The sequence below is a fragment of the Halomonas sp. IOP_14 genome (genome assembly GCF_021021315.1).
Taxonomy (GTDB): domain Bacteria; phylum Pseudomonadota; class Gammaproteobacteria; order Pseudomonadales; family Halomonadaceae; genus Vreelandella; species Vreelandella titanicae.
The window spans coordinates 43772-65512 of the sequence record NZ_JAINWD010000017.1; the positions used below are offsets into that span (position 1 = coordinate 43772).

Sequence of the window (21741 nt, forward strand, 5' to 3'; positions counted from 1 at the left end):
AACTGTGGGTCTTAGTATTCGCTTGCTTGGGGTACGCCTTCTTCGTCCAGGCGTTTACCCACTTCCGCGGCTTTGGCCTGGTAGTCGGCTGGCGAATAGCCCGCCTCTTCAAGTGCCTGGGCGACTTCAGGGGGCATATAGTTCTCATCGTGGCGCGCAAGCACTTTATCGGCGTACAAACGACCATCGGACTGAAGCTCTCCGATCACTACCACGCCTTGGCCTTCGCGGAACAAGTCGGGCAGGATGCCGCTGTAGTAGACCTCCAGGTCATCAACGTAATCGGTGACGACAAACTCGACGTCCAGGCTCTCGGGGTCACGGGATACTGAACCCTCTTTCACCATGCCACCGGCGCGAATCTGCCGCTCGATGGGCGCGTCGCCCTGGGCGATCTGTACCGGGCTGAAAAACAGATTGATGTTAGCGCGCAGCGCGTACAGGGTCAGCCCCACGGCAATCGCGGCCAGCGACACAAGGCCCAGGATAATAAAGAGTTTCTGTTTACGTTTAGGCGTCATTGGGCGTTTCCCCTTGCGCTGTTTGCGCGTCTTGCACGGCGTTTCAAGCCTTTGATCAATTGGCGCTGTTCAGCACGCGCATGCCATACGGTGGCGAGCAGCAGTAGCGCTGTCACGCCCCAGGCAGACCACACATAAGGCGCGTGACCACCCATGGCGAGAAATTCGGAAAATGAGTCAAACGCCATTAGCGAGCCTCCTCTGCCGGTAGTTCCACCACTTGGCCGGTCACCAATTCCTGTACCCAGCGTTTGTTAGCTTCGCGGCGCAAAATTTCACTGCGTGTGCGCATCAGCGTTAAGGCAATGAAAAAGCAGTAGAAACCCAGCACCATAATGACCAGAGGCAGCCACATTTCAGTAGGCATGGCCGGGCGCGAGGTCAGCGTAAATGAAGCGGGCTGGTGCAGGGTGTACCACCAGTCCACCGAGTATTTGATGATGGGAATATTGATCACCCCCACCATGGCCAGCACCGAGGCTGCCCGTGAGGCGCTATCGCGGCTGGTAAAAGCCCCACGCAGAGCAATTACGCCCAAGTACAAAAACAGCAAGATCAGCATTGACGTTAGCCGTGCATCCCACATCCACCAGGTTCCCCAAGTGGGTACACCCCATACGGCACCGGAAAACAGCGCGACAAAGGTCATAGCTGCGCCAAGAGGCGCCATCACCGCCGCCGCCATATCGGCGACTTTAATTTTCCAGACCATAAACACCAGGCCGGAAACCGCCATGGCAATGAAGATAGACTGAGCCAAAAAGGCCGCCGGCACATGGACGTAAATAATTCGGAAGCTATTACCCTGCTGGTAATCCGCTGGCGCAAACGCCAACCCCCACAGCGAGCCAGTGACGATCAACAGCGCCGCCGCGGCCCAAAACCAGGGCTGTAATTTGGCACTAATGCCGTAGAACCACTTGGGTGATCCCAGCTTATGTATAAAGGCCCACATAGCGTGTCCTGTCCTTAACCGTTAATACTGATACGCAGCGATGCGGCAATCGCCCACGGCGCCAACATGAGTGAGGCGGCGAGCAGCGCGCCCAGGATAGCCAGGTGTGCGGAGACACCCTCTCCAAAAATGGCCGCCTGCACCGCGCCTGCGCCAAAAATGAGCACCGGGATATACAACGGCAGCACCAGTAGCGAGAGCAGCACTCCACCCCGTGCCAAGCCAACGGTTAACGCCGCACCGATGGCGCCAATCAAACTCAAGCTTGCCGTACCCAGGGCAAGCGACAGCGCCAGCACGGCGTAGCTGCCCGCTGGCAGCGCCAGCATAATACCCAATATCGGCGCCATCAGCGCCAACGGTAGGCCTGTCAGCAGCCAGTGCACGGCCACTTTGGCCAAACTTAGCGCGACTAACGGCTGCGGCGCCAATAGCAGTTGCTCCAGACTACCGTCGTCATAATCGCTGCGAAACAGGCTGTCTAATGAAAGCAGCGCGGCTAACAAAGCTGCGACCCACAGCAAACCTGGAGCAATCACCGCTAACAGCTCAGGGTCGGGCGAAATAGCGATCGGGAACAGCGTGATCACCAGGGCAAAAAACACCAGTGGATTGAGCACTTCGCCACGGCGTCTCAGCAATAGCGTTAAGTCACGCACTAGCGTGGCCTTCACTGCGGTCATTAACCCACCATTATGCTCACGCAGTGGCACTGCTGAAACCTGTTGAGCGGTCTCCGAACTTTGTGAAGAGCCGTGTGAAGAGCTATTTGAAGCGCCATGTAAAGAGCTGTGCAACCCTTTCTCCTTTACCCTAGGGATATCCGTCTGAGCAACGGTGAAGCGGTTAACTCGTGGTGTGTCGTTACTAACACACAGCCCCCCGCCTGAGCGTGGGCAACCAGCTGTCTTTCTAGATCAGCGACGCCGTGGCGATCAATCGCGGTGAAAGGCTCATCCAGTACCCATAGGGCGCGCAGCGTTAACGTTAAGCGCGCCAGGGCAACACGGCGCTGTTGCCCTGCTGAGAGTTGCCCTGCGGGCACATCTTCAAAGCCTGCCAACCCAACCCGTTCAAGAGCTTCCAGGCGCTGATCTTCATTACCACTTTCCCCGCTTAACGCCTGATACCAGGCTAAATTTTCTAACGGGGAAAGCCCTGACTTAATGCCCGGTGCATGTCCTAAATAGAGCAAATTCGCGAGAAAATGTTCACGTGCTTCGTTCATCGCAGCGCCATTCCAGAACAGTTCGCCCTGGTAGTCACTGAGCTGGCCGGAGAGAATTTTCAGAAGGCTGGTTTTACCACTACCATTGGGCCCTTCAATTCGCACTATCTCGCCGCTGCGAACCTCCAGATCTAACCCTTGAAACAGCCAGCGGTCATCGCGTTCACAGGCAAGCTGGCGGGCTTGTAGACACAGGCTCAAGCGTCTCTCCTGGCATATTGATTTCGCGTCGAACTCTACACGTAAAGCCCCTTTCTCGCCACTCACACAATGCGGCGCTGGGTCGCAGCGTGATCTTCATCAATATGTCGTGAGAGCAATTATCTCTGGCACTGTATGCAAAAACAGGTCTACAATGAAAACCACTGTATGAAAGAACATGCAATGGAGATTCTTTGATGACCCTATCGATGGCAGCACCTACCGTTACGTTTGGCCGTAGACAACCGGCACCGCACCCTTACGCAATGGCGCCTAGCATTACCCGACGCAATACCTATGCACTCAAAGTGCGTGGCAATGCACTGTGTGATTGCAACTTGTTCGATGGCGATGTCATTATTATCCGGCGCTATCAACACGATACCCAGACAGAAACTGCCGTTGCCGAAATAAACCAGCAAACGATCGCCTTGAGGCAGCTCTCTATCAGCCGCTTTGGCGTAGAGCTATGGCCAGAAGATACTTTGCAGCCAGCGCTATTTTTGCACAACCGGGATATTCAGGTACTCGGCATGGTAATGGGTGTGAAAAGTGAGACTACCTTTACGGAGCATTAATGCGCTATCGGGTTCCCGAGTTACCCACAGGGTCATGGCACACGGCTGACATTGAAGTAGAAAAGAGCCAATTTATCACCTGGATCTGCCACGCTCCCGATATCAACGCATTCACTACTCTGCTGAATGCGGCGAAAACCGCGCATCCTAATGCCAGCCACCACTGCACTGCCTACATTGCCGGGCCACCCGGCGAGCAAAATCTGATTGGCTTTTCCGATGATGGCGAGCCTGGCGGCACCGCTGGCCGCCCCATGTATCAGGTTCTCCAGGGGAGCCAACTGGGCCAGATTGGCTGTGTGGTCATTCGTTATTTTGGCGGTACAAAGCTCGGCACCGGTGGCTTAGCCCGCGCCTACGCTCAGGCGGTTAGCCATGCCCTTGAGACACTCGCTACCCGGGAAGTGGTTGAGCGCGACACCTACACCCTGCGCCTTACTTTTGCCAATGAAGCGATTGCCCGCGCCTGGTGCGAAGAGCACGACATCCCTATTGAGCAAGCCGACTACGATGGTGATGGCGTTCGCCTGACCATTGGCTGGCCACGGGACTGCCCGCTTGACCTTGCCCCGCTAGAAAACCGCTTGAAGAGTGCTATTGAGGTTCTCTCTGCACCAAAGGCATAACGCAGCAGATGAAAGGGCCCCATATGTCATTGCGAGGAGCTTGCGACGCGGCAATCTCGTTCTGCGGTGGCAAACAAACCGAGATCGCCGCGCTTCGCTCGCGATGACACTCACCGGCCATTGCGAGGAGCCTGCAACGAAGCAATCTCAAGCCTACCCTGAGAACCAACCCCAGATTGCTTCACTGCGTTCGCAATGACACCCCTATGTCGTTGATGGCAGAGGACTAGTTAACCCAGGTATTTAATCATTACCCCGGCCGCGACTGCCGACCCAATAACACCCGCCACGTTGGGGCCCATGGCATGCATCAGCAGGAAGTTATGTGGGTTGGACTCCAGCCCCACCTTATTCGCCACCCGCGCTGCCATAGGCACGGCGGAAACGCCCGCGGCACCGATCAATGGGTTGATGGGCATTTTGCTCACCAGGTTCATCAGCTTGGCCATCAATACCCCAGCGGCCGTGCCGATACCAAAGGCGACAATACCCAGACCTAATATCCCCAGCGTCTCAAATGCCAGGAAACTCTCGGCCATCAGTTTGGAGCCTACCGACAGTCCCAGGATAATCGTGACGATATTGATCAAGGCGTTTTGCGCGGTATCCGACAAGCGCTCGACTACGCCACACTCACGCATCAGATTACCAAAGCAGAACATACCGAGTAGCGGTGCCGCATCGGGCAGAAACAGCGCGACCAGAATCAGCAGCATCAGCGGGAAGATGATTTTTTCCAGCTTGGAGACCGGCCGCAACTGGGTCATCTTGATTTGACGCTCTTTATCGGTGGTCAGCAGACGCATGATGGGCGGCTGTATCAGCGGCACCAACGCCATATAGGCGTAGGCAGCCACCGCGATAGCACCCAGCAGCTCCGGCGCCAGCACGCTGGAGACGTAGATGGAGGTCGGGCCATCCGCCCCGCCAATAATACCAATGGCGGCGGCCTGATTGAGCGAGAAATCCATGATGCCCATCGAGGTGAGCGCCACGGCACCAAACAAAGTGGCAAAAATGCCAAACTGAGCGGCCGCACCTAAAAACAGCGTGCGCGGATTGGCCAGCAGCGGACCGAAGTCGGTCATGGCGCCCACACCCATAAAGATAATCAGCGGGGCGATACCTGAACCAATTGCTACTTTATAGAAGTTGTAAAGCATGCCATCGCTATAGCCGACGCCCACGGCGATATCACGTGCGGCACGCACCTGATCCGGTGCGACGCCATCGTGGGCTATCACTTTTAACGATTCACGCCAGGCTTCCGCATTCGCTAACGGATCCAGCGTCGCGCCCAGCGCTGCCGCTATCTGCTGTAGCACTGCGGGTTTCGCCACCTCGATCGCTTGGTCTAGCGCTGAAATCGCCAACCCTGCTTCGGGAATATTGGCCAGAATGCCGCCAAAGCCAATCGGCACCAGCAGCAGCGGCTCAAACTTCTTATAAATGGCCAGGTAAAGCAGCAGTAGCCCCACCATGATCATGACGGCTTGGCCAAGCTCAAGGTTATATAGCCCAGAGCCTTCCCATAACGTTACTAATTTATCCATTACTGGGCCCTTAGAGCTCGATCAGCGCATCGCCTACGGCTACGCTGTCGCCCTCGCTGACGTTAACCTTAGACACAGTGCCTGCGATACTGACACGCACTTCGGTTTCCATTTTCATCGCTTCAAGAATGATCACCACATCCCCTTCAGCGACTTTATCGCCAGGGCGAACATTAACCTTGAAGATATTGCCGGCCAGCGGCGCATCAATGCTCTCACCAGTGGGTGCAGACACTTCCTCTCTGGGGGCGCCAGTGCTGGCCGCCGTTTGCTCCTGCACTTCGCCCAGTTCACCACCTTCAGACACTTCCACCACGAAGGCTTTACCGTTGAGCTTAACGGTATAGGTTTCCGGGCCACTGCTAGCCACCGGCTCTTTGCTTTCCACCTTGGCGGGTGTCTTTTCAGCACTTGCGTCAGTTGCCTGGGGGGCAGGTTCAAAGGCGTCGGGATTGTCGCGGTTTTTAAGGAACTTCAAGCCGATCTGCGGGAACAGCGCGTAGGTCAGAACATCATCTACTTCGCGCTTGCCTTCGGCCAAGCGAATGCCTTCAGCGCTAGCCTTCTCTTTCAGTTCGGCAGCCAGCCTATCCATTTCCGGTGAGAGGTTATCCGCCGGGCGACAGGTAATCGGCTCGCCGCCTTCCAAGACGCGCTTTTGCAATTCGGCGTTGAAGGGTGCTGGGGCAGCACCATATTCACCTTTGAGCAGCGCCTGAACTTCCTTGGAGATCGACTTGTAGCGCTCGCCCATCATCACGTTCATGACCGCCTGGGTGCCGACGATTTGCGAAGTGGGCGTCACCAGCGGAATAAAGCCAAGATCTTCGCGCACGCGGGGAATCTCGCTTAGCACATCGTCCAGCTTATCGCCCGCGCCCTGCTCTTTGAGCTGGCCTTCCATGTTGGTCAGCATACCGCCGGGCACCTGAGCAATCAGGATGCGCGAATCAATACCGCGCAGCGAGCCTTCAAAGGCGGCGTACTTCTTGCGTACTTCGCGGAAGTAACCGGCAATATCTTCCAGCAGTTCAAGATCCAGACCGGTATCGCGGCCGGTGTCTTTCAGCATTGCCACCACTGACTCGGTGGGGCTGTGACCGTAGGTCATCGACATGGACGAGATCGAGGTATCGACGTTATCAATGCCTGCTTCCACTGCCTTCAAAATGGTTGAGGTAGAGAGGCCGGTGGTGGCGTGGCAGTGCAGGTGCACCGGAATCGATAGCTCTTTCTTGAGCCGGGTGACCAGATCGAAGGCCGTATAGGGCGTCAGTAGCCCCGCCATATCCTTGATAGCCAATGAATCTGCGCCTAAGCCAGCAATGGTTTTGGCGAGATCAACCCAGCTATCCAGGGTATGTACCGGGCTCACGGTGTAAGAGATGGTGCCCTGGGCGTGACCTTCGACGTTACGCACCGCCTGAATGGCGCGCTCTAAATTGCGCGGGTCATTCATGGCATCGAAAACACGGAAGACATCAACGCCGTTGGTTTTCGCCCGCTCGACAAACTTATCGACAACGTCATCGGCGTAGTGGCGGTAGCCCAGCAGGTTCTGACCACGTAGCAACATGGCCTGAGGCGTATTGGGCATAGCCTCTTTTAATGCACGAATGCGCTCCCACGGATCTTCGCCCAAATAGCGGATACAGGCGTCATAAGTGGCCCCACCCCAGGTTTCCAGCGACCAATAGCCAACGCGATCCAGTTTTTCGGCGATCGGCAGCATATCGTCCAGCCGCATACGTGTAGCGAATAGCGATTGATGGGCATCGCGCAGCACGACATCAGTAATGCCTAGAGGGCGTTTTATTTCGTTCATTGTCATGGCTCACAGTAGAGAGTTGTAAGTTTGTAGTAAAAATAACAAAAAAATAGCCACAAGAGGGCCAAAATGAAAAAAATCGAGAAAGTTAACGACGCCGGCTTGAGCGATAACGATGCACTGCAGCACTGATCACCGCCATGACCTCGTCATTTTGCGCAGAGGAACCCGAAGATGGCGACGATTTATTGCCCGTATTAACAGCCACAGGGGCGGGCTGAAAACGCCCAACAAGCTTCGACATCAGCGTAACGCTAATGACCAAAACAGTAAGAAAAACAAACACTACGCCCATACCGAGCGCCATCAACGCCAGCCCTTCTTGCAATAGTTCTAGATCCTGCATAAAGCGATCTCCTTGAAGCCCGGTGTCTTGAAGCACAGCTCAAGTACCATTTTTACGCACATCATGACGCCAATACGGTGAAAGGCGCTTGGCGCAGTAAGGGGAATGCACTAACCTGCCACACTCAGAATAGAATGCAATGGCGCGATAGTGGAAGTCATGGTTGTTAATTTACTACAAAACGGCAGAATCGGCCTAGCCCCGATGGAAGGGGTAATCGACGCCCTGACTCGTGATCTGCTGACCCGGCATGCCGGGTTCGACTGGACGGTCACCGAGTTTGTACGTGTGGTCGATGCGCGCCTGCCGCCAAGAGTGTTTTATAAACACTGCCCCGAGCTTGCGCAACCGCCTGTGGCCACACCAAGCGGCATTCCCGTGCATTTACAGTTACTGGGCTCTGACCCAGTCGCCCTGGCGGCTAACGCGCGCCAGGCGCTTAGCCTGGGCGCGGTGAGCGTCGATCTTAATTTCGGCTGCCCTGCCAAACTGGTTAACCGGCACGATGGCGGCGCCTCGCTGTTACGCCAGCCTGATCGCGTCTATAAGGCGGTTAAAGCCGTTCACGACGCTTTAGAGGGGGAAATCCCGGTAACCGCCAAGATTCGCCTGGGCTTCGCTAATCGCCGTTTAGCGGTGGCCTGCGCCCAAGCCACCGAAGCGGGCGGAGCAGCACAGCTGGTCGTTCATGCACGCACCCGAGACGAGGGCTACCGCCCACCGGCACACTGGGAGTGGATCGGCAAAATTCGCCGCCAAGTGAGCATCCCCGTGGTCGCCAACGGCGATATCTGGACACTGGAAGATTACTGGAAAGCCCGCACCCTGTCAGGGTGTCGCGACGTGATGCTGGGACGGAGCGCCCTGGCCGATCCTTGGCTGGCGCCACGCATTCGCCACTGGCTGCAAACCGGCGAGCGGCTACCTGAGAGTAGCTGGGCGATGCGCGCCAACGTGCTCAAAGAATACGCCGCTCTACAGCGTCAAAAGCTACCCGACCGCGTCGTGGTCTCTCTGGTAAAGCAGTGGCTTGCCCAAATGCGCCAAGGCAGCAGTGAAGCTGAACAGAATTTTCAGCGCGTAAAGCGCATCACCGAGTTAGACCAACTGCTCGACAGCCTTGTTGTCGACGAACAGCAAGCTGCAATGGCTTAGCCCTTCTTTCGCACCACCCCTTTAACAGGCAAAAAAAAGCGCCCTACCGCAAAGCGGGGGCGCTACAAACGATCGCAAGACCGGGGCGCGAGCGACTTCCGGTCAGGCTAGAAACTGGCGGTCAGACTGGAAACAGAAAACCCGCTCTCAATAAGAGAGCGGGTTTTGGAATCTGGCGCGCCCGGGAGGATTCGAACCTCCGACCCCCTGATTCGTAGTCAGGTACTCTATCCAGCTGAGCTACGGGCGCGTAACGTTTTACTAACGTTTACTTTTACTGCGACCAAGACTATTACAAATACTGATTAATGCAATTAGCCTCTGGTACAACTAACTTTAAATACAGCTAATCTCAAATACGATTAACCATAAATGCAGTCAGCATAAAAAGGTGGCGCGCCCGGGAGGATTCGAACCTCCGACCCCCTGATTCGTAGTCAGGTACTCTATCCAGCTGAGCTACGGGCGCATACCTTGTGACCATGCACTTTTTAACAAAGTAAAAGCACTTACTGGCCATGCGATTGGCGGAGAGAGAGGGATTCGAACCCTCGATAGGGCTATAAACCCTATACTCCCTTAGCAGGGGAGCGCCTTCAGCCACTCGGCCACCTCTCCTCAACGGCACGGCGCGAATATTACCGATTTAGTCTTCTTGTGTCTAGTCTTCTACGGATTTTTTTCGCACCGGCCATATCTTACATATAAGCTTACGCTTTAAGCATCGTTTCATCATGCGAGCTCGCAAGGCTTATTCCACTTCATTTTCACTGTTTCGTTCACGCTGAATACGCTGGTAAATCTCTTCACGGTGAACTGCCACATCTTTAGGCGCATTTACGCCGATACGTACTTGATTGCCTTTCACACCTAGCACGGTGACGGTGATTTCATCACCGATCATCAGCGTTTCGCCAACACGGCGAGTTAGGATGAGCATGGCTGATCTCCTTTTCAGACGTTTTATGCAACGGGATATGTCAGCCGGAGGCAACACCATGCCATTATGCGACATAGTGTTCCCTGTCACCAATGACTCCGGCTCCATGACACCTTATACCTCCCGTTGAAAGAAAGCTCACCACCACACGGCAGTAAGTACCCCTTCAGCGTAGAAGGTTTAAGGTATTAATGTTATTCAGATTCGATATCTGCCTTATCTAAACCAAAAGCTTTGTGTAATGCATTAACAGCAAGCTCCATATGCTTCTCATCAATCACGACCGAGATTTTAATCTCAGAGGTGGAGACCATACGGATATTGACGTTTTCGTCGGCTAGCACACGGAACATTTTCGACGCCACACCGGCGTGAGAACGCATACCGACACCCACTAAAGAGACCTTAGCAATATTGTCGTCGCCACGCAGCTCACCGCCGCCCAAATCAGGAATCACCGTCTCTTCAAGCAGCTTCTTAGTGGCTTTGTAATCGCCCTTAGCAACCGTAAAGGTAAAGTCGGTATAGTCTCCGGCCGGCGCCACGTTCTGCACGATCATGTCCACTTCGATATTGGCATCGGCAATGGGGCCTAGAATGCGTGACGCCACACCCGGCACGTCCGGTGTATTCAGCAGGGTTAATTTTGCTTCATTTTTGGTGAAAGCGATACCGGAGATCAGTGGTTCTTCCATAGCGTCCTCGTCTTGGTCGGCTTCTGCAACAATTAGGGTACCGGGGCCGTCTTCAAAGCTCGACAGCACCCGCAGGGGTACGTTGTACTTTCCGGCAAACTCTACCGCGCGGATCTGCAGCACTTTAGAGCCGAGACTGGCCAGTTCCAGCATCTCTTCCACGGTAATGCTCGTTAAGCGCTGGGCTTTGGAGCAGACGCGGGGATCGGTGGTGTATACCCCGTCAACATCGGTGTAAATCTGGCACTCATCGGCGCCTAGCGCGGCGGCTAGCGCCACCCCTGTGGTGTCAGAACCACCACGGCCCAGGGTGGTGATATTGCCGTCTTCATCGACCCCTTGGAACCCGGCCACAACCACTACCTGACCAGCGTCCAGATCGGCCTTGAGGTCTTCGGTTTCAATGCGCTGGATACGCGCCTTGGTATAGGCACTATCGGTATGAATACCTACCTGGGCGCCTGTGTGCGAAGTGGCTGGCACACCGATTTGCTGCAGCGCCATAGCGAGCAGTGAAATAGTTACCTGCTCGCCGGTCGACAGCAGCATATCCATCTCGCGCGGTGCGGGATCGTCGTTAAGCGCCTGTGCCATGTCCGTCAGGCGGTTGGTTTCGCCACTCATGGCGGAGACCACGACCACTACCTGATGGCCTTGATCGCGGAAGCCCTTAACCTTTTCCGCTACGGCCTTGATACGCTCGACAGAGCCCACCGAAGTGCCGCCGAACTTCTGTACGTATAGTGCCATATGCCGTTTTTCCTATGCGTTCGGGAATGGAGGGTGAAAGTGTCACAAGTTTTAAATAAATAATAAGGCCGGTGACAATAATGCCACCGGCCCAGAGGTTTAGCTAAGAACGTTTTCCAACCATGCTGGTACGCTCTTCAACGCATCCGGCAGGGCGTCGGGTTGACTACCTCCCGCTTGGGCCATGTCGGGGCGGCCACCGCCCTTCCCTCCTACCTGGGAGGCAACATGGTTCACCAGCTCGCCGGCTTTCACTCGGCCGGTCAGATCCTGGGTGACCCCAGCGATCAAACTCACTTTGCCCGCCGCCTGGTCGGCAACGCCGAGGATAATCACTCCAGAGCTTAGCTTGTTCTTAAGCTGGTCAAGGATGCCGCGTAAATCTTTGCCTGATACGCCATTCAGCTGCGTCGCCAGCAGCTTCACGCCATTGACCTCCTGCACCTGGCTGAGCATATCGCTACCCGCTGCACTGGCTAGTTTGGCCTTGAGCTGCTCAAGCTCTTTTTCCAGGCTACGGTTGCGCTCAACCAGTGATTCTACCCGCGCTTCGACCTGTTCAGGCTTGGTCTTCAAGCGCTCACCCAAGCGCTCGAGGCGGGCTTCCTGCTCGCGAAAGTGGGCCAGCGCATTTTCGCCGGTGATCGCTTCGATGCGGCGCACGCCAGAAGCAATGCCCACTTCGCTCATCACATGGCAGCAGCCAATATCACCGCTGCGTGCCACGTGGGTACCACCGCATAACTCGATCGAGAAGTCATCGGCCCCAATGGTCAGCACGCGCACGTTCTCGGCGTATTTGGCCTCAAACAGCGCTGCTGCGCCCTTGGCCTTGGCTTGATCCAGGCTCATCTGCTCGATCTTGGTCGGCGCATTAGCCAGAATCTGTTCGTTGACCAGCCGTTCGACTTCCGCCAGTTGCTCAGCGGTCATCGGCTCGAAGTGGCTAAAGTCGAAGCGCAGGCGCTCGGCGTTCACCAGCGAGCCTTTCTGCTGTACGTGATCACCCAGCACCATGCGCAGCGCTTTATGCAGCAGGTGGGTGGCTGAGTGATTGCGAATGGTGGCTGTGCGCAGGCTGGCATCCACTTCACCACGCACGCTTGCGCCAACGCTTAGCGAGCCTTCTACCATCATGCCCTGGTGAAGATGATGACCGCTCTGCTTTTGGGTATCAGTTACCTGGAAACGGCCGCCGTCGACATACAGGTAGCCGGTATCGCCCACCTGGCCGCCTGACTCGCCGTAAAACGGCGTGCGGTCTAGTACCACGACACCCTTCTGCCCCGCTTCCAGCGCTGCCAGTGGATTGCCCTCGCTGTCGACCAGCGCGGTTACCTTGGCCTGATCTTCCAAGCGGTCGTAGCCGGTAAAGGCAGTTTCGCCCTCCAACTCGATGGAGGCGGTGTAGTCGGCACCAAATTGGCTGGCCGCCCGTGCGCGTTCACGCTGGGCCTCTAACGCCTGCTGAAAGCCATCTTCGTCCAGGCTAACGCCACGCTCACGACAGACGTCGGCGGTAAGGTCGAAGGGAAAGCCGTAGGTATCATAAAGCTTAAACACCGTCTCACCCGGCAGCACCTTGCCATCCAACTCGGCCAGTGCCGCATTCAAGAGCCCCATACCGTGATCCAGGGTGCGTGCGAACTGCTCTTCTTCTTTCAGCAGTACACGGGCAATTTGATCGCTCGCTTCACGCAGTTCCGGATAAGCATCGCCCATCTCCGCATCCAGCGCCTCCACCAGCTTGTGGAAGAACGGCTCAACCGCGCCCAGCTTGTGGCCGTGACGAATTGCACGGCGAATGATCCGACGCAGGACATAGCCGCGCCCTTCGTTGGAAGGCAGCACGCCATCAGCAATCAGGAAGGCACAGGAACGGATATGGTCGGCAATTACGCGCAACGAAGGCGTAGCGGTATCAGGGTGCCCGGTCGCTTTCGCAGCGGCTTGCAGCAGGTTCTGGAACAGGTCGATCTCATAGTTGGAGTGGACGCCCTGCATGACAGCGGCGACACGCTCCAGCCCCATACCGGTATCGATGGAGGGCTTGGGCAGCGGGTTGAGCGTGCCCTGGGCATCGCGATCAAACTGCATGAACACCAGGTTCCAGATTTCGATATAGCGATCGCCATCCTCTTCCGGGCTGCCCGGCGGGCCACCCCAAACCTCAGGGCCGTGATCAAAGAAGATTTCCGAACTGGGGCCGCAGGGGCCGGTGTCGCCCATCTGCCAGAAGTTATCTTCATCCAGCTTGGAGAAGCGCTCAGGGTCGATGCCAATCTCATCTTTCCAGATGCGCTCAGCTTCGTCATCGCTGATGTGTACCGTTACCCACAGCTTGTCTTTGGGAAGTCCCAGCGTTTCGGTTAAAAACACCCAGGCAAAGCGAATGGCGTCGCGCTTGAAGTAGTCGCCAAAGCTAAAGTTACCCAGCATCTCAAAGAAGGTGTGGTGGCGTGCGGTATAGCCGACGTTGTCTAAATCATTATGCTTACCGCCCGCGCGAACGCAGCGCTGCGCAGAGGTGGCGCGCACGTAAGGGCGCGGATCGCGGCCTAGAAACACATCTTTAAACGGCACCATGCCGGCATTGGTAAACAGCAGCGTCGGGTCGTTGCCCGGCACTAATGAGCTGGTGGGTACAATCGTATGCCCCTGCTCTTCGAAGAAGGTGAGAAAGGCCTGTCTAATCTCTGCGCTTTTCATAGGGTATCCGTAACAAGAAAGCGTGATGTCCCAGGGCGCTGTTGCCGCTACCCTCAGGGGTCGCAAAGCAGCCATTATAGCGCAGTTGTCAAACGACTAAAGCCGCACTTAGTGGCAGAAAGGCAAACAGCCACGTAAACAACTGGATGAACAAGCGTATTAGAGCGCTACTAGAAATGTAAGAGGGGGTATTGTATAGGCTGGGGAAAACGTATTACAGACAGGAGAGCGCGTAGCGAATTTGTTCAAAATCGAAGCCGCGACTAGCGAGAAAACGTTCACGCCTAGCGCGCTCTTTGGGGGTCTCACCGGGGCTATCAAAACGCCGCGCCAGGGTTTCCCGGGCCAGCTCAAACCAGTCGACCTGCTCGCCCCCCTCCACTTCTTCAAAAGCGGTGGCAAGGGTTTCCTGGTCTATGCCGCGCTGGCGCAACTCGCCTTTAATACGAATCACGCCTTGGCCACGCAGTATGCGCGAGCGCACGAAACTGGCCGCAAAGCGCGCGTCAGACTGCAGCCCTTGTTCAACCAAGGCGTCCAGGCACTCATCAATAGCGGCATCGTCGAAAGACTTTTTCTTCAGACGCTGAGCAAGCTCGGCGCGGGAGTATTCGCGCCGAGCCAGTAAACCAATGGCGATATCACGGGGCGTAGCATCACGCTGGGAGGTGAATGCCATCAGCTTATCTTAGCTAGCATTAGCTTAGTGAGTATCGTCTTACAGCAGATCGTCATCACCCGCATCCAATTCTGCCGCTGCTTCGGCAGGCGCATCTTCCTTCTCCTTTTTAGGATCGGGCTTGGCCAAGAGCTGCTCACGAATCTGCGTTTCGATTTCGAGCATAATTTCCGGGTGCTCTTCCAGATACAGCGCTGAATTGGCTTTACCTTGACCGATTTTCTTACCTTTATAGCTGTACCAGGCACCGGCTTTGTCGACTAGGTTGCACTGCACGCCCAGGTCGATGACCTCACCGGCGTGGTAGATACCCTTGCCGTAAAGAATCTGGAATTCAGCCTGACGAAATGGCGGTGCCACCTTGTTTTTGACTACTTTCACGCGGGTTTCGTTACCGGTGACTTCATCACCCACTTTCACCGAGCCGGTACGACGAATATCCAGACGCACGCTGGCATAGAACTTCAGCGCGTTACCACCAGTGGTGGTTTCGGGGCTACCAAACATGACGCCGATCTTCATGCGGATCTGGTTGATGAAGATCACCAAGCAATTGGCGTTTTTGATATTACCGGTGATTTTACGCAGTGCCTGAGACATCAAACGCGCCTGTAGGCCAACGTGGGAATCACCCATTTCGCCTTCGATTTCAGCGCGCGGGGTCAACGCAGCGACCGAGTCGATAACAATCACGTCAACACCGCCGGAGCGTACCAGCATGTCGGTAATTTCCAGCGCCTGCTCGCCAGTGTCCGGCTGGGAAATCAGTAGATCATCCAGGTTGACGCCTAGCTTTTCTGCGTAGCTAGGGTCAAGGGCGTGCTCGGCATCCACGAAGGCACACACTTTGCCCTGTTTTTGCGCCTGAGCAATCACCGAAAGGGTCAGGGTCGTTTTACCCGACGATTCCGGGCCAAAGATTTCGCACACACGGCCAAACGGCAGCCCGCCGATGCCGAGGGCGATATCCAGACCCAATGAACCGGTGGAAACCGACGGCATGACGACACGCGGTGCGTCGCCTAGACGCATGACGGTGCCCTTGCCGAACTGACGGTCGATTTGGGTGAGTGCAGCGTTTAGCGCTTTAGTGCGGTTGTCATCCTGAGCCATTCAGAGATTCCTCATAACAAGCTGTATAATTAGCCAGTAGTATGCCAAAGATTGCGCCGTAAACAAATCCTTGATCGCGCTTTCTCTCATCTATTTTATCAACAGCCTTTTTGCATATGCGCCTTTTTCTTACGGCTGGTTCGTCTTGCTCGCCTTCTCGCGCTCATTCAGGCGCACCACCAGCCCAACCAAGGCCTGACGCACGGCCTGCTCTCGCACCGACTGACGGTCACCTGGAAAGTGAAAGCATTCAGCTTCCTGGGCAGCAGCATCTCCCCAGGCCAACCAAACCGTACCCACCGGCTTTTCAGCGCTCCCCCCCTCTGGGCCTGCAACACCGCTAACGGCAACAGCTAAGCCCGCGCCACTTTCATTACAGGCGCCCAGCACCATGGCTTTGACGACCTCCTTGCTGACAGCACCGTGCTCGGCCAGCGTGGTCTCAGGCACCCCCAATAAGCGCGTTTTAGCAGCATTCGCATAGGTCACATAGCCCGTCGTAAAGTAAGCAGAGCTACCCGCCACCTCGGTAATGGCGCTGGCAATGCCGCCCCCCGTACATGACTCAGCGGCGGTCACTTCCACATTCAACTGCTTACACAGCCGCCCCAGCCGCTGAGCTAACAGGGTTAAATCAAGATTTTTCAGGCTAGTTTCGCTGGGCACTATGGTCGCTCCTTCAAGTGAGTCGTCTATTCAGCGTAGAATACTGCGTTTAGCTTTCTCAAAGAAATTGCTCAATCAGGACGCCCATGTCACAGGCCACTCCCCCTAACACGCCCATGATCACGCAATATTTAAAGATCAAGCGCGAGCACCCCGAGGTACTGCTGTTCTACCGCATGGGGGATTTTTATGAACTGTTTTTCGACGACGCCAAGCGCGCCGCCGCACTGCTGGATATTACCCTTACCCAGCGTGGGCAGTCAGGCGGCAAGCCTATCCCGATGGCGGGCGTCCCCTATCACAGCGCTGAGGGCTATCTGGCCCGCCTCGTCGCCGGTGGGGAGTCGGTGGCTATTTGTGAGCAAATTGGCGACCCCGCGACCAGCAAAGGGCCCGTTGACCGCCAGGTGGTGCGTATCGTCACCCCCGGCACGCTCCACGATGAAGCGCTGCTCGATGCCCGCCGCGACAACGTGCTGGTATCCGTTTCACCCGGAAAAGAGAGCTGGGGCCTTGCCTGGCTGGAGCTCTCCAGTGGTCGCTTCAACGTACTGGAAGTAGACAGCGAAGCCGAAATGCTCGCCGAGCTGACGCGTCTCTCCCCGGCCGAGCTGCTGGTACCCGAAAGCTTAACGCTACCCGAGGCCTGGTCGCAGAAACGCAGCCTGCGCCGCCAGGGCGAGTGGCTGTTTGATTTGGAAAGCGCTACCCGTAGCCTCTGCGACCAGTTCGAAGTGCAGGATTTACGTGGCTTTGGCTGTGCGCACTTAACCTCTGCGCTAATTGCTGCCGGGGTATTGATCGATTATGCCCGGGACACTCAGCGCTCGCGCCTGCCCCACGTGACCGCCATCAGCGTTGAGAACCGCGACGACGCGGTGGTGATCGACGCTGCCAGCCGCCGTAATCTGGAAATTGATATCAACCTGGGCGGCAGCAGCGACAACACCCTGGCCAGCGTGCTGGATACCTGTACCACCGCCATGGGTTCACGGCTACTCAAACGCTGGCTTAATCGGCCACTGCGTCAACGCGAGATTGTCCAGGCCCGTCATGCGGGTGTGGCGCTGCTAAGCCTGGATGCCGCCTATATGCCGCTGCGCGAGACGTTGAGCGCGGTGGGCGACGTGGAGCGCATTCTGGCCCGGGTGGCGCTGTATAGCGCCCGCCCGCGCGATTTGGCACGGCTGCGGGATGCACTGGTAACGCTTCCGGAACTGGAGCAACAGCTTAGCGAGGTTGAGAGCGGCAGTGCGCTGGATAACCTGCGCCCGCATATTCGCCCCTACCCAGAAATGGCCGATATGCTCAGCCGGGCGCTGGTAGAAAATCCGCCGGTGGTGATCCGCGATGGCGGGGTGATTGCCGATGGCTTTGATTCAGAGCTCGATGAGCACCGTGGCATGGCCGAAAACGCGGGCGACTATCTTATTCAGCTCGAGCTTCGCGAGCGCGAGCGCACGGGGCTAGCCAATCTCAAAGTGGGCTACAACCGGGTGCACGGCTACTTTATTGAGCTACCGCGTTCACAAGCCCAGCAGGCGCCCGCCGACTATATTCGCCGCCAGACACTTAAAAATGCCGAGCGGTTCATTATCCCCGAGCTCAAAGAGTTTGAAGATAAGGCACTCTCCGCTAAATCTCGCGCGTTGACGCGTGAAAAATGGCTCTACGATCGCCTGCTTGGCGATCTCAACGCAAGCCTTCACGCGCTGCAGAGCACCTCGCAAGCCTTGGCGGAACTGGACGTACTGTGCGCCTTTGCCGAGCGCGCCGAGGCGCTGAACTGGGTGCGTCCAACACTCAGCGAAACCACCGGGATTCAAATTGACGCGGGACGACATCCGGTGGTCGAGCAGGTGAGCGAGACACCCTTTGTGCCCAACGACGTGACGCTCAATCCTGACCAGCACATGCTGATTATTACCGGCCCTAACATGGGCGGTAAATCGACCTATATGCGTCAGACGGCGCTCATCGCCCTTCTCGCTCACTGCGGCAGTTTTGTGCCCGCCGATGCCGCCGAGATCGGCCCGCTGGATCGAATATTCACCCGCATTGGCTCATCGGATGACTTGGCCGGCGGGCGCTCTACCTTTATGGTCGAGATGACTGAAACCGCCAACATTCTCCACAATGCCACCCAGCAAAGCTTGATCCTGATGGATGAAATTGGCCGCGGCACCAGTACCTTTGACGGTCTGTCGCTCGCCTGGGCAAGCGCTGAACATTTGGCAAAAGGACGCGCGCTAACGCTGTTTGCGACCCACTACTTTGAAATGACGGCGCTGCCTGAGCATATGGAAGGGGTGGCCAATATCCACCTAACGGCGACCGAGCATGGCGACAGCATTGTGTTTATGCACCGCATCGAAGCGGGCCCGGCCAGCCAGAGCTATGGTTTACAGGTGGCGCAATTAGCGGGTGTGCCCAACCATGTGATTAAACGTGCCCGCGAGAAGCTGATAAGTTTGGAGCAGCGCGATGTGGATAACACGGCGCAGGCGCCGCGAACCGCACCGCAGCAAAACGATCTGTTCGCCGCTGCACCGCATCCGGTGGTCGAGGCGTTGGAAAACGTCGATATGGATGGTTTAACACCGCGGGAAGCGCTATCACTATTGTATCAGTGGCGAGACCTGATCTAATGGTGCTTATAGCATGAAAGGCGATAAGTTAGATTCAGGTGCCAGGGCAGGTTGAAGCGAGGGTCTTTCGACAGGGCCGGAAAATGTTCCCGACTATTCCGGCATTTCCGCCATCCATGGCGGTCAGATGTCGAAAGTAGCGTCTTCGCGGAAACCTGTACTGGCATTGCTACCAACTGGGATCATATGGCGCTTGCCGCCAGGTATGCGCACCTCTAGAATGTCGTTCAAACTTTTAGCTTATAAAAAACGGCTGATTTATAACCATTCACGATTGACCATGGCTGGGAGTTACCCGGCCCTGCAAGAGGGATAGCAAGATGACGTTTGTCGTTACCGAGAACTGCATCCAGTGCAAATACACCGACTGTGTGGAAGTCTGCCCGGTCGACTGTTTTTACGAGGGCCCGAACTTCCTGGTCATTCATCCTGACGAGTGTATCGACTGCGCGCTGTGTGAGCCCGAGTGCCCCGCCGAGGCGATATTCTCCGAGGATGAGCTGCCGGATGGACAGGAGGCCTTTATCGAGATTAACGCTGAGATGGCCGAAGTATGGCCCAACATCGCCGAAAGAAAAGACCCGCTGCCGGACGCCGAAGAGTGGGATGGCAAGCCCGGCAAGCTTGAGAAACTAGAGCGCTAAACGCTGTGACGGTTTAAAAATCAGCACATAGCTCTTTTTAAAGGCTCTCTTTAAAAATTCTCTTTAAACCAGCGCTGGTTGTTAAAAACAGCGCTGGTTTTTTTGTGTTTTCAAAAGTGTATCGTCAAAAATGTGCTGCCAAATTGCGGGCAAAAAAAGGCGACCCGTAGGCCGCCCGCTCCAAGCACTTCCTCTGACCACTCCCTGGATCAACCTCCTCAGATGACGTCCTTGCCAGGGCTCACCTCACTGTATCACCCGGCGCATCTGACCTACATCCCGCTGCATCCTGACTGAAGCGTCCTTGCCTCCCCTTGTCCTGTGTATATTGTGTCAGATCATGGCCGCTTCTCAACAAAGCCAAAATGCAAAAGGGCGAGTCGCTGCGACTCGCCCTTTTTAAAAAACTACTTATTAAACAATATCTTAAACTTTACTTAGTGGCAAAGTAAGCTATTTCTTACCCTAAACCGAGCGATTCTCGTCGGTATTTGTAAGATATCTCTTACAAAATTTTGAGACATCTCTTACAAGCACCTCTAAAAATTCGCTCGATATTGGCATTTTACTGCCCTTTAATGGCTTTCAAACCTGGGTAGGTCACATCACCCAGCTCTGCTTCAATCACCAGCAAACGGTTGTACTTGGCAACCCGATCAGAGCGGCAAAGTGAGCCCGTTTTGATCTGACCGGCACAGGTACCCACCGCCAAATCGGCAATGGTGGTATCTTCGGTTTCACCGGAGCGGTGAGAAATAACCGCCGTAAAGCCAGCATCCTGCGCCATCTTAATCGCGTCCAGCGTCTCGGAGAGCGAGCCGATCTGGTTGAACTTGATCAGGATAGAGTTACCGATCTGCTCATCGATACCGCGCTTGAGAATCTTGGTATTGGTCACGAATAGGTCATCGCCCACCAGCTGCACTTTATCGCCCAGCTTATCGGTCAGCGCTTTCCAACCCGCCCAATCCGATTCATCCATGCCGTCTTCGATAGACACAATCGGGTAATCGGCACACAGGCCTGCCAGGTAATCGGTAAAGCCTTGGGCGTCGTAGCTTTTGCCTTCACCGGAAAGGTTGTACTGACCGTCTTTGTAAAACTCAGACGAAGCACAATCCAGCGCCAGCGTGACGTCTTTACCCAGCTCATAGCCAGCATCGGCAACGGCTTGTTTAATCACCGCTAGCGCATCAGCGTTAGACGCCAGGTTAGGCGCAAAGCCGCCCTCGTCACCGACGGATGTAGAGAGCCCTTTCGCGGAGAGCACTTTCTTCAGCGCGTGGAAAATTTCCGCGCCCATGCGCAGCCCTTCACGGAAGTTAGGCGCGCCCACTGGCTGCACCATAAATTCCTGGATATCGACGTTGTTATCCGCGTGCTCGCCGCCGTTGATGATGTTCATCATCGGCACCGGCATGCTGTACTGGCCAGGTTGACCGTAGAGCTCGGCAATGTGGGCGTAGAGCGGTACGCCTTTGGCGTTAGCAGCTGCTTTAGCCGCCGCCAGCGAAACGGCTAGGATGGCATTCGCCCCCAGATTCGCTTTGTTTTCAGTGTCGTCCAGCGCCAACATGGCATCGTCCAAGCCGCGCTGATCACGCGCATCCATGCCCATCAGCGCTTCACGAATTTTGCCATTGACCGCATCGACTGCTTTCAGCACGCCTTTGCCCAGGTAGCGCGACTTATCGCCGTCACGCAGCTCTAACGCTTCCCGGGAGCCGGTTGAGGCACCGCTGGGGGCACAGGCTTCGCCGACAGCACCGCTGGCTAGGCGGACGTGCGCTTGCACGGTCGGGTTACCACGGGAATCCAGCACTTCCAACGCACTGATAGCAACAATTTTGGTCATGGCAGTATCCTTTCCTGTTAGTCAGATAAAATTATTAATATAACGACCTGA

At 55.9% G+C, this 21741-nt stretch carries 20 protein-coding genes and 3 tRNA genes; 5 read left to right on the forward strand and 18 right to left on the reverse strand.

The features are described 5' to 3' along the window. Nucleotides 1–11: 11 nt before the first annotated feature. The 5 genes from ccmE to ccmA all read right to left on the reverse strand — a co-directional run bounded on the left by ccmE (nucleotide 12) and on the right by ccmA (nucleotide 2905). Nucleotides 12–521 carry a cytochrome c maturation protein CcmE gene (gene ccmE, locus K7H09_RS13370; RefSeq protein ID WP_230804904.1) on the reverse strand — a complete coding sequence of 170 codons (510 nt, stop codon included), beginning with the start codon at nucleotides 519–521 and terminating at the stop codon, nucleotides 12–14. Next, nucleotides 518–709: a heme exporter protein CcmD gene (gene ccmD, locus K7H09_RS13375; protein ID WP_022519956.1), complete on the reverse strand. Its 192-nt coding sequence runs from the start codon at nucleotides 707–709 to the stop codon at nucleotides 518–520. Before ccmD ends, ccmE begins: the two co-directional genes overlap by 4 nt. After that, nucleotides 709–1476: a heme ABC transporter permease gene (locus K7H09_RS13380; protein WP_230804905.1), complete on the reverse strand. Its 768-nt coding sequence runs from the start codon at nucleotides 1474–1476 to the stop codon at nucleotides 709–711. The genes ccmD and K7H09_RS13380 overlap by 1 nt, the downstream gene beginning before the upstream one ends. 14 nt (nucleotides 1477–1490) lie before the next feature. Continuing rightward, entirely contained in the window at nucleotides 1491–2159 is a 669-nt protein-coding gene (ccmB, locus tag K7H09_RS13385) for a heme exporter protein CcmB (RefSeq protein ID WP_223828158.1), read from the reverse strand. A gap of 125 nt (nucleotides 2160–2284) precedes the next feature. Further along, nucleotides 2285–2905: a cytochrome c biogenesis heme-transporting ATPase CcmA gene (gene ccmA / locus K7H09_RS13390; RefSeq protein WP_190373954.1), complete on the reverse strand. Its 621-nt coding sequence runs from the start codon at nucleotides 2903–2905 to the stop codon at nucleotides 2285–2287. A gap of 197 nt (nucleotides 2906–3102) precedes the next feature. Between ccmA and K7H09_RS13395 the strand changes: the two genes are divergently transcribed. Together K7H09_RS13395 and K7H09_RS13400 are read left to right on the forward strand one after the other, a co-directional pair. Further along, nucleotides 3103–3483: a LexA family protein gene (locus K7H09_RS13395; protein ID WP_230804907.1), complete on the forward strand. Its 381-nt coding sequence runs from the start codon at nucleotides 3103–3105 to the stop codon at nucleotides 3481–3483. Further along, nucleotides 3483–4109: an IMPACT family protein gene (locus tag K7H09_RS13400; protein ID WP_022519960.1), complete on the forward strand. Its 627-nt coding sequence runs from the start codon at nucleotides 3483–3485 to the stop codon at nucleotides 4107–4109. The genes K7H09_RS13395 and K7H09_RS13400 overlap by 1 nt, the downstream gene beginning before the upstream one ends. 230 nt (nucleotides 4110–4339) lie before the next feature. Here K7H09_RS13400 and K7H09_RS13405 read toward each other — a convergent pair whose 3' ends face one another. The 3 genes from K7H09_RS13405 to K7H09_RS13415 all read right to left on the reverse strand — a co-directional run bounded on the left by K7H09_RS13405 (nucleotide 4340) and on the right by K7H09_RS13415 (nucleotide 7836). Further along, entirely contained in the window at nucleotides 4340–5662 is a 1323-nt protein-coding gene (locus K7H09_RS13405; RefSeq protein ID WP_022519961.1) for a sodium ion-translocating decarboxylase subunit beta, read from the reverse strand. A gap of 10 nt (nucleotides 5663–5672) precedes the next feature. Further along, the gene (gene oadA, locus K7H09_RS13410) at nucleotides 5673–7487 is read right to left on the reverse strand and encodes a sodium-extruding oxaloacetate decarboxylase subunit alpha (RefSeq protein WP_230804909.1); all 1815 of its coding nucleotides are present in this window, start codon (nucleotides 7485–7487) and stop codon (nucleotides 5673–5675) included. A gap of 91 nt (nucleotides 7488–7578) precedes the next feature. Continuing rightward, nucleotides 7579–7836, reverse strand: a complete 258-nt coding sequence (locus K7H09_RS13415) for an OadG family protein (protein WP_022519963.1) — start codon at nucleotides 7834–7836, stop codon at nucleotides 7579–7581. 159 nt (nucleotides 7837–7995) lie between these two features. Between K7H09_RS13415 and K7H09_RS13420 the strand changes: the two genes are divergently transcribed. Then, entirely contained in the window at nucleotides 7996–8991 is a 996-nt protein-coding gene (locus K7H09_RS13420) for a tRNA dihydrouridine synthase (protein ID WP_223828023.1), read from the forward strand. 173 nt (nucleotides 8992–9164) lie between these two features. Here K7H09_RS13420 and K7H09_RS13425 read toward each other — a convergent pair. The 9 genes from K7H09_RS13425 to K7H09_RS13465 form a co-directional block, all read right to left on the reverse strand. After that, nucleotides 9165–9241 (reverse strand) — tRNA-Arg (locus K7H09_RS13425). Between the two features lie 142 nt (nucleotides 9242–9383). Continuing rightward, nucleotides 9384–9460, reverse strand: a tRNA-Arg gene (locus tag K7H09_RS13430). 56 nt (nucleotides 9461–9516) lie between these two features. Then, nucleotides 9517–9609: transfer RNA gene (locus tag K7H09_RS13435), tRNA-Ser, on the reverse strand. 133 nt (nucleotides 9610–9742) lie between these two features. After that, nucleotides 9743–9931, reverse strand: coding sequence for a carbon storage regulator CsrA (gene csrA / locus K7H09_RS13440; protein ID WP_007111501.1), 189 nt, complete (start codon nucleotides 9929–9931; stop codon nucleotides 9743–9745). 194 nt (nucleotides 9932–10125) lie between these two features. Next, nucleotides 10126–11376 carry an aspartate kinase gene (locus tag K7H09_RS13445; protein WP_009286781.1) on the reverse strand — a complete coding sequence of 417 codons (1251 nt, stop codon included), beginning with the start codon at nucleotides 11374–11376 and terminating at the stop codon, nucleotides 10126–10128. 99 nt (nucleotides 11377–11475) lie between these two features. After that, nucleotides 11476–14085 (reverse strand): alanine--tRNA ligase, encoded by a 2610-nt coding sequence (gene alaS, locus K7H09_RS13450; protein ID WP_230804911.1) that lies wholly within the window; start codon nucleotides 14083–14085, stop codon nucleotides 11476–11478. Between the two features lie 214 nt (nucleotides 14086–14299). Further along, nucleotides 14300–14764 (reverse strand): regulatory protein RecX, encoded by a 465-nt coding sequence (locus tag K7H09_RS13455; protein ID WP_022519966.1) that lies wholly within the window; start codon nucleotides 14762–14764, stop codon nucleotides 14300–14302. A 39-nt stretch (nucleotides 14765–14803) separates the two neighbouring features. Beyond that, entirely contained in the window at nucleotides 14804–15877 is a 1074-nt protein-coding gene (gene recA / locus K7H09_RS13460) for a recombinase RecA (protein WP_009286780.1), read from the reverse strand. A gap of 129 nt (nucleotides 15878–16006) precedes the next feature. Beyond that, on the reverse strand, nucleotides 16007–16546 hold the full coding sequence (locus tag K7H09_RS13465) for a CinA family protein (protein WP_230804949.1): 540 nt from the start codon (nucleotides 16544–16546) through the stop codon (nucleotides 16007–16009). An 83-nt stretch (nucleotides 16547–16629) separates the two neighbouring features. Here K7H09_RS13465 and mutS point away from each other — a divergent pair, with 83 nt between their 5' ends. Together mutS and fdxA are read left to right on the forward strand one after the other, a co-directional pair. After that, on the forward strand, nucleotides 16630–19191 hold the full coding sequence (gene mutS / locus K7H09_RS13470; RefSeq protein ID WP_009286779.1) for a DNA mismatch repair protein MutS: 2562 nt from the start codon (nucleotides 16630–16632) through the stop codon (nucleotides 19189–19191). 320 nt (nucleotides 19192–19511) lie between these two features. After that, nucleotides 19512–19835, forward strand: coding sequence for a ferredoxin FdxA (fdxA, locus tag K7H09_RS13475; RefSeq protein ID WP_007111508.1), 324 nt, complete (start codon nucleotides 19512–19514; stop codon nucleotides 19833–19835). 565 nt (nucleotides 19836–20400) lie between these two features. On the opposite strand, the gene eno is transcribed toward fdxA, so the two are convergent. Then, nucleotides 20401–21690, reverse strand: a complete 1290-nt coding sequence (gene eno, locus K7H09_RS13480; RefSeq protein WP_041157616.1) for a phosphopyruvate hydratase — start codon at nucleotides 21688–21690, stop codon at nucleotides 20401–20403. Nucleotides 21691–21741: the final 51 nt, after the last annotated feature.

Excerpts from the sequence above, each read along its gene's own strand:
- ccmD (WP_022519956.1), bottom strand. The coding sequence starts at position 709 with ATGGCGTTTGACTCATTTTCCGAATTTCTCGCCATGGGTGGTCACGCG.
- csrA (WP_007111501.1), bottom strand. The coding sequence starts at position 9,931 with ATGCTCATCCTAACTCGCCGTGTTGGCGAAACGCTGATGATCGGTGAT.
- K7H09_RS13400 (WP_022519960.1), top strand. The coding sequence starts at position 3,483 with ATGCGCTATCGGGTTCCCGAGTTACCCACAGGGTCATGGCACACGGCT.
- K7H09_RS13455 (WP_022519966.1), bottom strand. The coding sequence starts at position 14,764 with ATGGCATTCACCTCCCAGCGTGATGCTACGCCCCGTGATATCGCCATT.
- ccmE (WP_230804904.1), bottom strand. The coding sequence starts at position 521 with ATGACGCCTAAACGTAAACAGAAACTCTTTATTATCCTGGGCCTTGTG.
- K7H09_RS13415 (WP_022519963.1), bottom strand. The coding sequence starts at position 7,836 with ATGCAGGATCTAGAACTATTGCAAGAAGGGCTGGCGTTGATGGCGCTC.
- K7H09_RS13420 (WP_223828023.1), top strand. The coding sequence starts at position 7,996 with ATGGTTGTTAATTTACTACAAAACGGCAGAATCGGCCTAGCCCCGATG.
- mutS (WP_009286779.1), top strand. The coding sequence starts at position 16,630 with ATGTCACAGGCCACTCCCCCTAACACGCCCATGATCACGCAATATTTA.
- ccmB (WP_223828158.1), bottom strand. The coding sequence starts at position 2,159 with ATGACCGCAGTGAAGGCCACGCTAGTGCGTGACTTAACGCTATTGCTG.
- oadA (WP_230804909.1), bottom strand. The coding sequence starts at position 7,487 with ATGAACGAAATAAAACGCCCTCTAGGCATTACTGATGTCGTGCTGCGC.
- K7H09_RS13395 (WP_230804907.1), top strand. The coding sequence starts at position 3,103 with ATGACCCTATCGATGGCAGCACCTACCGTTACGTTTGGCCGTAGACAA.
- K7H09_RS13405 (WP_022519961.1), bottom strand. The coding sequence starts at position 5,662 with ATGGATAAATTAGTAACGTTATGGGAAGGCTCTGGGCTATATAACCTT.
- recA (WP_009286780.1), bottom strand. The coding sequence starts at position 15,877 with ATGGCTCAGGATGACAACCGCACTAAAGCGCTAAACGCTGCACTCACC.
- K7H09_RS13445 (WP_009286781.1), bottom strand. The coding sequence starts at position 11,376 with ATGGCACTATACGTACAGAAGTTCGGCGGCACTTCGGTGGGCTCTGTC.
- fdxA (WP_007111508.1), top strand. The coding sequence starts at position 19,512 with ATGACGTTTGTCGTTACCGAGAACTGCATCCAGTGCAAATACACCGAC.
- eno (WP_041157616.1), bottom strand. The coding sequence starts at position 21,690 with ATGACCAAAATTGTTGCTATCAGTGCGTTGGAAGTGCTGGATTCCCGT.
- alaS (WP_230804911.1), bottom strand. The coding sequence starts at position 14,085 with ATGAAAAGCGCAGAGATTAGACAGGCCTTTCTCACCTTCTTCGAAGAG.
- K7H09_RS13380 (WP_230804905.1), bottom strand. The coding sequence starts at position 1,476 with ATGTGGGCCTTTATACATAAGCTGGGATCACCCAAGTGGTTCTACGGC.